Origin of the sequence: Burkholderia sp. AU33803 (genome assembly GCF_002223095.1) — a bacterium.
Lineage (GTDB): Bacteria > Pseudomonadota > Gammaproteobacteria > Burkholderiales > Burkholderiaceae > Burkholderia.
The window spans coordinates 462,395-475,579 of record NZ_NKFJ01000004.1 but is presented as its reverse complement, the minus strand read 5'-3'; the positions used below and the strand labels follow the sequence as shown (position 1 = coordinate 475,579).

At 68.9% G+C, this 13,185-nt stretch carries 12 protein-coding genes and 1 pseudogene; 11 read left to right on the top strand and 2 right to left on the bottom strand.

The genetic code is table 11. The features are described from left to right. Positions 1-82 precede the first annotated feature (82 nt). A complete protein-coding gene (pgl, locus tag CFB41_RS04615; protein WP_089439435.1) occupies positions 83-763 on the top strand; it encodes a 6-phosphogluconolactonase in 681 nt (226 codons plus the stop codon). After that, the gene (locus CFB41_RS04610; protein WP_089439434.1) at positions 741-2,669 is read left to right on the top strand and encodes a bifunctional transcriptional regulator/glucokinase; all 1,929 of its coding nucleotides are present in this window, start codon (positions 741-743) and stop codon (positions 2,667-2,669) included. The genes pgl and CFB41_RS04610 overlap by 23 nt, the downstream gene beginning before the upstream one ends. Positions 2,670-2,765: 96 nt before the next feature. On the opposite strand, the gene CFB41_RS04605 is transcribed toward CFB41_RS04610, so the two are convergent. Beyond that, complete coding sequence (locus CFB41_RS04605) at positions 2,766-3,983, bottom strand: Bcr/CflA family multidrug efflux MFS transporter (RefSeq protein WP_089439433.1); 1,218 nt, start codon at positions 3,981-3,983, stop codon at positions 2,766-2,768. A 247-nt stretch (positions 3,984-4,230) separates the two neighbouring features. On the opposite strand from CFB41_RS04605, the gene CFB41_RS04600 reads away from it, so the two are divergent. The 9 genes and pseudogenes from CFB41_RS04600 to CFB41_RS04565 all read left to right on the top strand — a co-directional run bounded on the left by CFB41_RS04600 (position 4,231) and on the right by CFB41_RS04565 (position 11,713). Further along, positions 4,231-4,695 (top strand): hypothetical protein, encoded by a 465-nt coding sequence (locus tag CFB41_RS04600; RefSeq protein ID WP_011351244.1) that lies wholly within the window; start codon positions 4,231-4,233, stop codon positions 4,693-4,695. Between the two features lie 175 nt (positions 4,696-4,870). Next, positions 4,871-6,154, top strand: coding sequence for a glutamate-1-semialdehyde 2,1-aminomutase (gene hemL / locus CFB41_RS04595; protein WP_014897811.1), 1,284 nt, complete (start codon positions 4,871-4,873; stop codon positions 6,152-6,154). 15 nt (positions 6,155-6,169) lie between these two features. Beyond that, positions 6,170-7,291 (top strand): bifunctional diaminohydroxyphosphoribosylaminopyrimidine deaminase/5-amino-6-(5-phosphoribosylamino)uracil reductase RibD, encoded by a 1,122-nt coding sequence (gene ribD / locus CFB41_RS04590; RefSeq protein WP_089455762.1) that lies wholly within the window; start codon positions 6,170-6,172, stop codon positions 7,289-7,291. Positions 7,292-7,294: 3 nt separating this feature from the next. Further along, a pseudogene (locus CFB41_RS38525) lies at positions 7,295-7,381 on the top strand (riboflavin synthase); the annotation flags it as partial. A gap of 206 nt (positions 7,382-7,587) precedes the next feature. Further along, on the top strand, positions 7,588-8,106 hold the full coding sequence (locus CFB41_RS04585) for a DUF1993 family protein (RefSeq protein ID WP_069247362.1): 519 nt from the start codon (positions 7,588-7,590) through the stop codon (positions 8,104-8,106). Positions 8,107-8,297: 191 nt separating this feature from the next. Beyond that, positions 8,298-9,440 (top strand): bifunctional 3,4-dihydroxy-2-butanone-4-phosphate synthase/GTP cyclohydrolase II, encoded by a 1,143-nt coding sequence (gene ribBA / locus CFB41_RS04580; RefSeq protein WP_089439431.1) that lies wholly within the window; start codon positions 8,298-8,300, stop codon positions 9,438-9,440. Between the two features lie 53 nt (positions 9,441-9,493). After that, positions 9,494-10,009, top strand: a complete 516-nt coding sequence (ribH, locus tag CFB41_RS04575; protein WP_039371042.1) for a 6,7-dimethyl-8-ribityllumazine synthase — start codon at positions 9,494-9,496, stop codon at positions 10,007-10,009. Continuing rightward, positions 10,006-10,443, top strand: a complete 438-nt coding sequence (gene nusB, locus CFB41_RS04570; protein WP_021157083.1) for a transcription antitermination factor NusB — start codon at positions 10,006-10,008, stop codon at positions 10,441-10,443. The genes ribH and nusB overlap by 4 nt, the downstream gene beginning before the upstream one ends. Before the next feature lie 73 nt (positions 10,444-10,516). Then, positions 10,517-11,713: a pyridoxal phosphate-dependent aminotransferase gene (locus tag CFB41_RS04565; RefSeq protein ID WP_089455761.1), complete on the top strand. Its 1,197-nt coding sequence runs from the start codon at positions 10,517-10,519 to the stop codon at positions 11,711-11,713. Positions 11,714-11,813: 100 nt separating this feature from the next. On the opposite strand, the gene CFB41_RS04560 is transcribed toward CFB41_RS04565, so the two are convergent. Continuing rightward, positions 11,814-12,926, bottom strand: coding sequence for a transglycosylase SLT domain-containing protein (locus tag CFB41_RS04560; protein ID WP_089455760.1), 1,113 nt, complete (start codon positions 12,924-12,926; stop codon positions 11,814-11,816). Positions 12,927-13,185 lie beyond the last annotated feature (259 nt).

Below are 13,185 nucleotides of genomic sequence, written 5' to 3'. Positions count from 1 at the left end.
CCGTTGCCGCGCACGCCACCGTACGCGGCAACGTGCCCCACGATTCGTACGATTTGAACAGACAAAGCAGTCCGGAGGAGATGTGATCGAGATTCACGCTTTCGACACCCAGGAAGCGCAAAGCGAAGCGCTCGCGCGCGCCGTCGGCGATGCGCTGCGCGCCGCGCTTGCCGGCCCCGCGCGCCCGACGCTCGCGGTGTCCGGCGGCACGAGCCCGCGCCCGTTCCTGCAAACGCTGTCGCACGCGACGCTCGACTGGGCCGGCGTCGACGTGACGCTGGTCGACGACCGCTGGGTGCCGGAGGACGATGCAGCCAGCAACGCGCACCTCGTGCGCGACACGCTGCTGCAGCACGCCGCCGCCCCTGCCCGCTTCCTGCCGCTCGTCGACACGCGCGCCGCGCTCGACGCGCACGTCGCCGCGCTGAACGCGAACGCCGACTACCGCGTGCCGAGCGTCGCGGTACTCGGCATGGGCGAGGACGGCCATACCGCGTCGATCTTCGCCGATGCGCCCGAATGGGATCACGCGATCACGACGCCCGAGCGTTTCGTCGCCGTCCATCCCGGCGCCGCGCCGCATGCGCGCGTGAGCTTCTCGCTCGATGCGCTCAAGCGCGTCGACCGGCTGTTCCTGCTGATCGCGGGCGAACGCAAACGCGCGGTGCTCGACGCCGCGGCCGCGTCGCTGCAGAAGAACGCGATTTCCCAACTGGCCAACGACAAGGGGACCCAGCTCGATGTCTACTGGTGCGCAAAGTAAGGCGGTCGTCGCGGGTCAGCATGCCGACGGCCCACGCCTGCTCGCGGACGTCGGCGGCACCAACGCGCGCTTCGCGCTGGAAACCGGCCCGGGCGAGATCACGCAGATTCGCGTCTATCCCGGCGCCGACTATCCGACGATCACCGACGCGATCCGCAAGTATCTGAAGGACGTGAAGATCAGCCGCGTGAACCACGCGGCGATCGCGATCGCGAACCCGGTCGACGGCGACCAGGTCACGATGACCAACCACGACTGGAGCTTCTCGATCGAGGCGACGCGCCGCGCGCTCGGCTTCGACACGCTGCTCGTCGTCAACGATTTCACCGCGCTCGCGATGGCGCTGCCGGGGCTGACCGACGCGCAGCGCGTGCAGGTCGGCGGCGGCGCGCGCCGCCAGAACAGCGTGATCGGGCTGCTCGGGCCCGGCACCGGGCTCGGCGTGTCGGGGCTGATTCCGGCCGACGACCGCTGGATCGCGCTCGGCAGCGAAGGCGGCCATGCATCGTTCGCGCCGCAGGACGAGCGCGAGGACCTGGTGCTGCAGTACGCGCGCAAGAAGTTTCCGCATGTGTCGTTCGAACGCGTGTGCGCGGGCCCCGGCATGGAGATCATCTATCGCGCGCTCGCCGCGCGCGACAAGAAGCGCGTGGCCGCGACCGTCGACACGGTCGAGATCGTCGAGCGCGCGCATGCGGGCGACGCACTCGCGCTCGAGACGGTCGAATGCTTCTGCGGGATTCTCGGCGCGTTCGCGGGCAGCGTCGCGCTGACGCTCGGCGCGCTCGGCGGCGTGTACATCGGCGGCGGGGTCGCGCTGAAGCTCGGCGAACTGTTCACGCGCTCGTCGTTTCGAGCGCGCTTCGAGGCGAAGGGCCGCTTCACGCACTACCTCGAGAACATCCCGACCTACCTGATCACCGCCGAATACCCGGCGTTCCTCGGCGTATCGGCGATCCTCGCGGAGCAACTGTCGAACCGCTCGGGCGGTGCGTCGTCGGCCGTGTTCGAACGGATTCGCCAGATGCGCGACGCGCTGACGCCGGCCGAGCGCCGCGTCGCCGATCTCGCGCTGAACCATCCGCGTTCGATCATCAACGATCCGATCGTCGACATCGCGCGCAAGGCCGACGTGAGCCAGCCGACCGTGATCCGCTTCTGCCGCTCGCTCGGCTGCCAGGGGCTGTCCGACTTCAAGCTGAAGCTCGCCACCGGCCTCACCGGCACGATCCCGATGAGCCACAGCCAGGTACATCTCGGCGACACGGCCACCGACTTCGGCGCGAAGGTGCTCGACAACACGGTGTCCGCGATCCTGCAGTTGCGCGAGCACCTGAATTTCGAGCATGTCGAGAACGCGATCGAGATCCTGAACGGCGCGCGGCGCATCGAGTTCTACGGGCTCGGCAACTCGAACATCGTCGCGCAGGACGCGCATTACAAGTTCTTCCGCTTCGGGATCCCGACGATCGCGTACGGCGACCTGTACATGCAGGCCGCATCGGCCGCGCTGCTCGGCAAGGGCGACGTGATCGTCGCGGTGTCGAAGTCGGGACGCGCGCCCGAGCTGCTGCGCGTGCTCGACGTCGCGATGCAGGCCGGCGCGAAGGTGATCGCGATCACGTCGAGCAACACGCCGCTCGCGAAGCGCGCGACCGTCGCGCTCGAAACCGACCACATCGAGATGCGCGAGTCGCAGCTGTCGATGATCTCGCGGATCCTGCATCTGCTGATGATCGACATCCTCGCGGTCGGCGTCGCGATCCGCCGTGCGTCGACGAACGGCGAACTGCCCGAGGCCGTCGCGCAGGCGCGGGCACGCGCGAGCGACGACGAAACGGCCGACGTGCTCGACTGGCTGAGCCACGGTGCGTCGCCGGCGGCGAAGGACGTCGCACGGGATTGACGCGGCGCGGCGGCAGCCGCTTCCCGCGTTCGAAACAAAAACGCCACCGGCGCAGCGCGCGCGGTGGCGTTTTTCATGCTGTCGTCAGGCCGCGGATCAGGCGCCCGCCTTGACGGGCCGCCCGTGCCAGCGCAGCACGAGGAAGCGGCCGGCGAAACACAGCACCCCCGACACGCCGATCGTCACGCCCATCGCGAACGGCGTGCCGTCCGCGAGTGCGCCGATCGCGACGCTCGCGAGCGCGCCGAGCGCCAGCTGCATCGCGCCGAACACGGCCGCCGACGCGCCGGCGTTGTGCGGATAGCGATGCATGAGGTCGGTCGTGCAGTTTGCCGACAGGATCCCGACCACGCCGACGACGAAGAACAGGCACACGACGATCGACCACAACCCGCCCCACCCCGTCAACGCGACGAGCGCGACCGCGAGCGACGCGATGCAGCTCACGAGCGACGCGGCCGCGATGATGCGCAGCGAGCCGAGGCGGCCGACGAGCCGCGTGTTCGCGAAGTTGCCGATCATGATGCCGACGACGTTCAGGCCGAACAGCAGCCCGTAGTGTTGCGGCGACACGTGGAAATACTCGATGTACACGAACGGCGTGGCGGTGATGTACGAGAACATCGACGCGAACGCCATCCCGCCGCACAGCATGTGCCCCCAGGCGACAGGATCGGACAGGATGCGCCCGTACGACGCGAACGACGCGAGCACGGCCGCGCTCTTGCGCCGCTCCTTCGGCCAGGTTTCGGGCACGCGCAGGTACGCGGTCGCCGCGCATACCGCGCCGAATACGGCCAGCACGACGAACACGCCGCGCCAGCCGGAGAAGCGCAGGATCTGGCCGCCGATCAGCGGCGCGAGCAGCGGCCCGACCGCGGTGACGATCGCCACCATCGACAGCACCTTCGCCGCGTCGGTCGGCTCGTGCGCGTCGCGTGCGATCGCACGCGACAGCACCGACGCCGCGCCGGCGCCGAGCGCCTGCAGGAAGCGTACGAGGATCAGCATGTCGATCGACGTCGACACGAAGCAGCCGATGCTCGCAAGCGTGAACAGCGCGATGCCGCCGAGCAGCACGGGCCGGCGGCCCCACGTGTCGGACAGCGGGCCGTACAGCAGCATGCCGATCGAGAAGCCGGCCATGAAGCTCGTCAGCGTGCGCTGCGCGGCGCCGGCGCTGACGGAGAAGCCGGCCGCGATCGACGGCAGGCTCGGCAGGTACATGTCGGTAGCGATCGGCCCGCAGGCGGCGAGCGCGCCGAGCAACAGGATCAGCCGGGCATCGGGCCGGCGTCGGATGACGTGAGACATGGGTATCCGGAATGGAGCCCGCGCGCATCGGGGCGCGCGTGGCGGTGAAGACGGGAGGCCGCGCCGCGAACGGCACGCCCAGGCCCATGATTGTACGCGCAACTTTTTTTCGTGCAGGCTGCCGAGTGCGCAGCGGGCCCGAAAGGCACTGCACGGTACCCGCCGCGCGGGATCGAGCGCCGGATTCGATTAAGCTTGCAGCGACTCACCCCTTCTTGTCTGACCAATACAGCGCACGACCGAACCGATGACCGCTTTCCTGCTGATCTGGAGCCCCAAGAAATGGCCGTGGCCCGAACTGCCCGACGTCGCCGCGCGCGTGAAGGCCGGCGAGGCCGTGCATGACGTGTGGGGCTGCGGCTTCGCGCGCGGCATCCTGCCGGGCGACCGCGTGTTCCTGCATCGCGTCGCGAAGGAGCCCAAGGGCGTGTTCGGCTCCGGTTACGTGACGCGCGCGCCGTACGAGGTACCCGATCCGTCGACGAAGCGCGGCTACCGGCTGTGCATCGACTTCGTGTACGACTGGCTGGTCGACGCGCACCAGGACGTCGTGATCGCGCGCGACGCGCTACGGGTCCATCCGTACTCGGTGCAGACCTGGGACGCGCAAAGCTCCGGCACGGTGATCAAGCCGATGGTCGAAGGCCCGCTCGAGAAGCGCTGGGCCGAGCTGACCGGCAAGCGCAAGCCGCCCCCGTTGCCGGATCGATAACGGGGCCGAATCACCCGCTCGTCCTCCCCCTGCCCGCGCGATCCCTCGCGCCGATACGCCGCAGACGGCGCCGCGGGCTCGCCGCGCGCGTCTCCGGTACAATCGGACGATCGTTCCGCCCAGGCGCCGCGGCCCGTGCACAGGCCCCCGCGCCCTTCTCTCGCAGGTTTCGTCCATGTCCAACAATCAGATCCTCTTCGAACGCGCCCAGAAGACCATTCCCGGCGGCGTCAACTCGCCGGTGCGCGCATTCCGTTCGGTCGGCGGCACGCCGCGCTTCGTCGCACGCGCGCAAGGCCCGTATTTCTGGGATGCCGACGGCAAGCAGTACATCGACTACATCGGCTCGTGGGGCCCGATGATCGTCGGCCACGTCCATCCGGAAGTGCTGTCGGCCGTGCAGAACGTGCTCGCCGACGGCTTCTCGTTCGGCGCGCCGACCGAAGCCGAGATCGAGATCGCCGAGGAAATCTGCAAGCTCGTGCCGTCGATCGAGCAGGTGCGGATGGTGTCGAGCGGCACCGAGGCCACGATGAGCGCGCTGCGTCTCGCGCGCGGCTTCACGGGCCGCAGCCGCATCGTCAAGTTCGAGGGCTGCTACCATGGCCACGCGGACAGCCTGCTCGTGAAGGCCGGCTCGGGCCTGCTGACGTTCGGCAACCCGACGTCGGCCGGCGTGCCCGCCGACATCGCGAAGCACACGACCGTCCTCGAATACAACAACGTCGCCGCGCTCGAGGAAGCGTTCGGCGCGTTCGGCGACGAGATTGCCGCCGTGATCGTCGAACCGGTCGCGGGCAACATGAACCTCGTGCGCGGCACGCCGGAATTCCTGAACGCGCTGCGTGCGCTGTGCACGAAGCACGGCGCCGTGCTGATCTTCGACGAAGTGATGTGCGGGTTCCGCGTCGCGCTCGGCGGCGCACAGGCGTACTACGGGATCACGGCCGACCTCACCTGCCTCGGCAAGGTGATCGGCGGCGGGATGCCGGCTGCCGCGTTCGGCGGCCGCCGCGACATCATGGCCCACCTCGCGCCGCTCGGCGGCGTCTACCAGGCCGGCACGCTGTCGGGTAACCCGATCGCGGTCGCCGCGGGCCTGAAGACGCTGCAGCTGATCCAGGCGCCCGGCTTCTACGACGCGCTCACCGCGCAGACGAAGCGTCTCGCCGACGGCCTCGCGGCCGAAGCGCGTGCGGCCGGCGTGCCGTTCGCGGCCGACTCGATCGGCGCGATGTTCGGCCTCTACTTCGCCGAACGCGTGCCGACCAGCTTCGCCGAAGTGACGAAGAGCGACACCGAGCGCTTCAACCGCTTCTTCCACCTGATGCTCGACGAAGGCGTGTACTTCGCGCCGTCCGCGTATGAAGCCGGCTTCGTGTCGAGCACGCACGACGACGCGGTGATCGACGCGACGCTCGCGGCCGCGCGCCGCGCATTCGCGGCACTCGCTGCCTGACCCGGGGCCGCGCGCATGTTCTCGGACATCGATTTCGCCCACATGCAGCGCGCGCTCGCGCTCGCCGCGCGCGGCATGTATACGACGGCGCCGAACCCGCGTGTCGGCTGCGTGATCGTCAAGGACGGCGACGTGATCGGCGAAGGCTTCACGCAGCCGGCCGGCCAGGATCACGCGGAAGTGCAGGCGCTGAAAGATGCGCGCGCACGCGGCCACGACGTCGCGGGCTCGACCGTCTACGTGACGCTCGAGCCGTGCAGCCACTTCGGCCGCACGCCGCCGTGCGCGAACGCGCTGATTGAAGCGCGCGTCGCGAAGGTCGTCGCCGCGATGGAAGACCCGAACCCGCAGGTGTCGGGGCGCGGCCTCGGCATGCTGCGCGACGCGGGCATCGACGTGCGCTGCGGGCTGCTCGCGCATGAAGCGGGCGAACTGAACATCGGCTTCGTGTCGCGCATGACGCGCGGCCGCCCGTGGGTGCGGATGAAGACCGCCGCGTCGCTCGACGGCCGCACCGCACTGCCGTCCGGCGAAAGCCAGTGGATCACCGGCGAGGCCGCGCGCCTCGACGGGCATGCATGGCGTGCGCGCGCCTGCGCGATCCTCACCGGCATCGGCACCGTGCGTGAAGACAACCCGCTGCTGACCGTGCGCGGCATCGACACGCCGCGCCAGCCGCAGCGCATCCTCGTGGACAGCCGCCTCGACCTGCCGCTCGACGCGCGGCTGCTCGAAGGCGCGCCGCTGCTGATCTTCTGCGGCCGGCTCGACGCCGCCGGCGAAGTGCGCGCGAACGTGCTGAAGTCCCGTGGCGCGGAAATCGTGCCGATCGCGAACGCGCAAGGCAAGGTCGACCTGCCCGCGATGCTGGCGGCGCTCGGCGCGCGCGGCGTCAACGAGCTGCACGTCGAGGCCGGCCACAAGCTGAACGGCTCGCTGCTGCGCGAGCAGTGCGTCGACGAATTGCTCGTCTACCTCGCACCGAGCCTGCTGGGCGCCGATGCGGCCGGCATGTTCGACCTCGCCGCGCCGGCGAACCTCGACGCGCGTACGCGGCTGTCGTTCCACGGATTCGAGCGGGTCGGCGACGACCTGCGGATCCTCGCGCGCTTCGCGCCGGCCGACGCCGCGCACTGAACGGGGTCGATCACGGTCAACGGCGCGAGCCTGACCGTCAACACGGTCGACGATCGCGCGGGCGGCTGCGCGTTCTCGATCAACCTGATCTCCGATCCCATTTCGCGCCGCGCGTCGCCGGTCGACGCCACGACGCGTGCGCTCGTCGCTCGCCCGCCTGCCCCGACAGCTGGCCGAATGGCCAACGACGCGCACGGGTCATGCCGCCGCGCTAAGATGCGTCGACAGCGGTTCCAGCGTCGCAACGCACGGCGCGGCCGCGTATTGGTCACCCTCTTCCTCAAGGAGTCGTCCCCATGTCCATCTCGATGTATCAGGCCTCGGTGCCTGTCCTGATCCGTGGCCTGACCAATCTTCAGCACATTCTCGGCAAGGCGCAGGCCCATGCGGCCGAAAAGCAGATCGATCCGTCGGTGTTCGTCGGCGCCCGCCTGTACCCGGACATGCTGCCGCTCGTCCGCCAGGTCTATATCGCGACCGACACGGCCAAGGGCTGCGCCGCGCGCCTCGCCGACGTCGAAATCCCGAGCTACCCGGACGTCGAGCAGACCTTCGACGAACTGCACGCCCGCATCCAGAAGACGATCGACTACCTGAAGAGCTTCGACGCCGCGCAGATCGACGGCAGCGAGGCGCGCCAGATCGTGCTGAAGATGCGCGTCGGCCCGATCGAGTTCACCGGCCAGTCGTACCTGCTGAATTTCGTGCTGCCCAATTTCTTCTTCCACGTGACGACCGCGTACGACATCCTGCGCCACAGCGGCGTCGAGCTCGGCAAGCTCGACTACCTGGGCGGGCGCGACCAGCACGCGTGACGCGCGGCCGGGCAAGCCCGGCCCGCCACCGTCCGCACGCACGTGCGCCAATGCGCGGCGGCCCCGCCAGGCCTGCCGCGCAGGCCGGCCGCAGCGCTTTCCGGAGCGCTCGCCGGGCGCGCGCGGTCCGCGCCAGCCGAAACGTCGTCCGGCTGGCGTAAAATACGCACTTTCCTCTTTCACGCCCCCTTATGACGCTCGCCTCCACGCTCGACATCATCGCCGAGCTGAAAGCCGGCCGGATGGTGATCCTGGTCGACGAAGAAGACCGCGAAAACGAGGGCGACCTCGTGATCGCCGCCGAATTCGTCACGCCGGAAGCGATCAACTTCATGGCCAAGTACGGCCGCGGCCTGGTTTGTCTGACGTTGACGCAGGAACGCTGCAAGCAGCTGCACCTGCCGCTGATGACCTACCGCAACGGCACGCAGTACGGCACCGCGTTCACGGTCAGCATCGAAGCGGCCGAAGGCGTGACGACCGGCATCTCGGCCGCCGACCGCGCGCACACGATCGCCACGGCGGTCGCACATGACGTGCGCCCCGAGCACATCGTGCAGCCGGGCCACGTGTTCCCGATCATGGCGCAGCCGGGCGGCGTGCTCGTGCGCGCGGGCCACACCGAGGCCGGTTGCGACTTCACCGCGCTGGCGGGCCTCACGCCGGCCGCGGTGATCTGCGAGATCATCAAGGACGACGGCACGATGGCGCGCCTGCCCGACCTGATCGAGTTCGCGCAGGAACACAACCTGAAGATCGGCACGATCGCCGACCTGATCCAGTACCGCAGCCGCACCGAATCGATCATCGAGCGGATCGCCGAGCGCACGATGCAGACCGCGCACGGCACGTTCCGCGCGGTGCTGTACCGCGACCAGCCGAGCGGCTCGCCGCACATCGCGCTGGTGCGCGGCACGCCGTCGCCGGACGTCGATACGCCGGTGCGCGTGCACGAGCCGCTGTCGGTGCTCGACCTGCTCGAGACGGGCGTGTCGACGCACTCGTGGACGCTCGACGCCGCGATGCGCGAGATCGCGGAGCGCGACCTCGGCGTGATCGTGCTGCTCAACTGCGGCGACACGAAGGAACACCTGATCGACGTCTTCAAGGCGTTCGACGAGGAAGAAAAGGCCGCTGTGCTCAAGCGCCGGCCGGTTGATTTCAAGACGTTCGGCATCGGCGCGCAGATCCTGCGCGATGTCGGGGTCAGCAAGATGCAGGTGCTGTCGAATCCGCGCAAGCTGGGCAGCATGTCCGGCTACGGCCTCGAAGTCACGGGCTTCATTCCGATGCCCGGCGGCGAAGCCAAGTCCTGCCCGGCGTCCAACGCGTAACCCGCCACGGCGCTTTCGCCCTATAACCGTTCATCCACACCACGGACAAGATCATGGAAATCGGACAATACCAACCGAATCTCGAAGGCGACGGCCTGCGTATCGGCATCGTGCAATCGCGCTTCAACGAGCCCGTGTGCAACGGCCTCGCCGACGCGTGCGTCGAGGAACTGGAACGCCTCGGCGTCACCGGTGAAGACGTGCTGCTCGTGTCGGTACCCGGCGCGCTGGAAATCCCGCTCGCGCTGCAGAAGCTCGCCGAAAGCGGCCAGTTCGACGCGCTGATCGCGCTCGGCGCGGTGATCCGCGGCGAGACCTACCACTTCGAACTCGTGTCGAACGAGAGCGGCGCGGGCATCACCCGCATCGGCCTCGACTTCAACCTGCCGATCGCGAACGCGGTCCTGACCACCGAAAACGACGAGCAGGCCGTCGCGCGCATGACCGAAAAGGGTCGTGACGCCGCACGCGTCGCCGTCGAGATGGCCAACCTGACGATGGCCCTCGACCAGCTCGGCGATGACGACGAGGACGAAGAAGAGGAAGACGACGAAGAGGAGCGCGCATGAAGAAGAGCGCCCGCCGACAATCGCGCGAGCTGGCGACGCAGGGGCTGTACCAGTGGCTGCTGTCGAACGCATCCTCCGGCGAGATCGACGCGCAACTGCGCGGCGCGCTCGGTTACGACAAGGCCGACAAGGAGCTGCTCGACGCGATCCTGCACGGCGTGATCCGCGAGCACGCCACGCTCGTCGAAGCGCTGACGCCGTCGCTCGACCGCCCGATCGACCAGCTGTCGCCGGTCGAACGCGCCGTCCTGCTGATCGCCACGTTCGAGCTCACGCACCACGTCGAAACGCCGTACCGCGTGATCATCAACGAAGCTGTCGAACTCGCGAAGACGTTCGGCGGCTCCGACGGCTACAAGTACGTGAACGGCGTGCTCGACAAGCTCGCCGCGAAGCTGCGCCCCGCCGAAACGCAGGCGCGCCGCAACGGCTGAACCCGTTGGTCCGGAACGGGCGCGCATGCGCCCGTTTTTTCTTTTGCCCCGCCTCCTTCGCCTTGCCCGCCCGATGAATACCGCCACCGATTCGCTCGTCAGACTCGCCGCACGCGTCGACGCGATCCAGCCCTTCTACGTGATGGAACTGATGAAGGAGGCACAGCGTCTCGAGTCCTCCGGGCGCGATGTTATCCACATGGGCATCGGCGAGCCGGATTTCACTGCGCCGGAGCCGGTCGTCGAAGCGGCCGCGGCCGCGCTGCGCCGTGGCGTCACCCAATATACGAGCGCGCTCGGCATCGCACCGCTGCGCGAGGCGATCGCCGCGCACTACGCACGCGCGTACGGCCTCACGATCAGCCCGGAACGGATCGTCGTGACGGCCGGCGCGTCGGCCGCGCTGCTGCTCGCGTGCCTCGCGCTCGTCGGGCGCGACGACGAGGTGCTGATGCCCGACCCGTCGTATCCGTGCAACCGGCACTTCGTCGCCGCGGCCGAAGGCCGCGCGGTACTCGTGCCGAGCGGCCCGGATGCGCGCTTCCAGCTTACCGAGGACGACGTCCGCACACGCTGGGGCGACCGCACGCGCGGCGTGCTGCTCGCGTCGCCGTCGAACCCGACCGGCACGTCGCTCGAACCCGACGAACTGAAGCGGATCGTCGAAGCCGTGCGCGCACGCGGCGGCTTCACGATCGTCGACGAGATCTACCAGGGGCTCAGCTACGACGCGGCCCCCGTGTCGGCGCTGTCGTTCGGCGACGACGTCGTCACCGTGAACAGCTTCTCCAAGTATTTCAGCATGACGGGCTGGCGGCTCGGCTGGCTGGTGGTGCCGCCCGCGCTAGTCGGCACGTTCGAGAAGCTGGCGCAGAACCTGTTCATCTGCCCGTCCGCGCTCGCGCAACACGCGGCGCTCGCGTGCTTCGAGCCGGCCGCGCTCGACATCTACGAAGCCCGCCGGCTCGAATTCAAGCGCCGGCGTGATTTCATCGCACCGGCGCTCGAACGGCTCGGCTTCACGGTGCCCGTGATGCCGGACGGCGCGTTCTACGTGTATGCGCACTGCGGCGGCGTCGCCCACCCGGCGGCCGGCGACAGCGCCGCACTCACGACGGCGATGCTGCACGACGCGGGCGTCGTGCTGGTGCCCGGCATGGACTTCGGTGTCCATGCGCCGCGTGACTATATCCGCTTGTCCTATGCGACGGCCTACTCGCGGCTCGAGGAAGCGGTCGACCGGCTCGCGACACTGTTCGGGCAGTACTGACACGCGGCCGGCGCGGCGGCCATTCCGCACCCCGCAAAAGCAAAAAGGCACCCGATCCGGGTGCCTTTTTCACATCCTGCTGGCTGAAGCCGTGCGCAAGTTACGCGCCAAGCTCCGAACGATCGCCGTGCGACTGCTTCGCGGTATCGACGCTCGCGTCGTCCTGCGACGTGGCTTCCTTCGATGCCGCCGACTTCGCCGACGTTTCGAGCGTCGCATGCACGCGCTTCGCGCCGCCTGCGGCTGCCGTCACGGCGGCGGCCGTGACGATCGGCTTCGCCGGCGCCTGCGGCGCATTGACCGGCACGCTGCGACCCCGCGCGACGTCACGCAGGCGACCGCGCTCGGCCATCACCTTCGAACCGTAGCCGTTGTCGTCGGGGTTCGTCGAGCCGTTGTACAGGCGCAGGCCGTTCGCGAGCGAACCGCCGCGTGCGATGCAGTCCTTCAGCACGAGTGCGCCGACCTGGAGGTTCGCGAGCGGCTGCAGTGCGGTATCGGTGCCGCCGAAATACTCGAACTTGTCGGAATGGACCTTCGACATGACCTGCATCAGCCCCTTCGCGCCGACGCCGCTCTCGGCGTACGGGTTGAAGCCCGATTCGATCGCCATCACGGACAGCAGCAGCAGCGGATCGAGGCCGACGTCCCGGCCGGTCTGGAACGCAGCCTTGACGAGCTGGCCGAGCGGCTCCTGCGCGACGCGGTAACGGCGCGACAGGTAGGTCGCGACGAGCGCCTGTTCGCGATTCGATGCGAGCGCACGGTCGTCACGCGCATCGGCCGCCACGCGCTGGGTCGGGATCAGCTTCGCCAGCGCGACGGGCGACGGGCCGTTGCGGGCCGGGTCGGACGCATCGCCCTGCGCGGCGGCGGCTTCCGGGGCGACGTCGAGGCCGACCGCAAGCGCGTCCGTTTCGGGACTGTTCTCTTCCTGCTGCGGCTGCGCGCCGGCGGGCGCGAAGTTCGGCAGCGGATGGCCGGTCAGCAGACGGGCCGGGCCGGCTTGCACGGCCGCGGACACGACCGGCATCAGCTTCGCGGCCAGCGTGCCGCGGACGGTTGGCAGCAGCCACAGTGCAAGCGCCACTGCGACCGCGAGACAGCCGACAACGCTGAATAGATGGTGACTGACACGCGTCCCGCGACGCAGCATGCTGCGCACGAATTGCGCATGCTGCTCACTAGGACGCCACGATAACCAAGCGTTCATTCAGATCATCTCCCATGAACATGACTCGTGCGGCTCGCTCAGCTCGATGGCGAGACAGGTAACGCGCCGCGGAATCACGACGCCGCACGCTTTGGTTGGGGCGTGCGGACATCGGGGAAACGGTATAAGTACCGTTCGAGGCCACGGTGTAAGAGGGCCGGCACCTTCGCACACTGGGCGAGGCGGGCATACGCGGTGGCACCCACGCAAAAAACCAGCGTCTGGTGGCGCTGGCTGAGACTACGACTAAAGCCGTCGG

Bases quoted from the DNA above. Each gene is read 5' to 3' on its own strand.
- CFB41_RS04610 (WP_089439434.1), top strand. From the start codon at position 741: ATGTCTACTGGTGCGCAAAGTAAGGCGGTCGTCGCGGGTCAGCATGCC.
- CFB41_RS04605 (WP_089439433.1), bottom strand. From the start codon at position 3,983: ATGTCTCACGTCATCCGACGCCGGCCCGATGCCCGGCTGATCCTGTTG.
- CFB41_RS04600 (WP_011351244.1), top strand. From the start codon at position 4,231: ATGACCGCTTTCCTGCTGATCTGGAGCCCCAAGAAATGGCCGTGGCCC.
- hemL (WP_014897811.1), top strand. From the start codon at position 4,871: ATGTCCAACAATCAGATCCTCTTCGAACGCGCCCAGAAGACCATTCCC.
- ribD (WP_089455762.1), top strand. From the start codon at position 6,170: ATGTTCTCGGACATCGATTTCGCCCACATGCAGCGCGCGCTCGCGCTC.
- CFB41_RS04585 (WP_069247362.1), top strand. From the start codon at position 7,588: ATGTCCATCTCGATGTATCAGGCCTCGGTGCCTGTCCTGATCCGTGGC.
- ribBA (WP_089439431.1), top strand. From the start codon at position 8,298: ATGACGCTCGCCTCCACGCTCGACATCATCGCCGAGCTGAAAGCCGGC.
- ribH (WP_039371042.1), top strand. From the start codon at position 9,494: ATGGAAATCGGACAATACCAACCGAATCTCGAAGGCGACGGCCTGCGT.
- nusB (WP_021157083.1), top strand. From the start codon at position 10,006: ATGAAGAAGAGCGCCCGCCGACAATCGCGCGAGCTGGCGACGCAGGGG.
- CFB41_RS04565 (WP_089455761.1), top strand. From the start codon at position 10,517: ATGAATACCGCCACCGATTCGCTCGTCAGACTCGCCGCACGCGTCGAC.
- CFB41_RS04560 (WP_089455760.1), bottom strand. From the start codon at position 12,926: ATGAACGCTTGGTTATCGTGGCGTCCTAGTGAGCAGCATGCGCAATTC.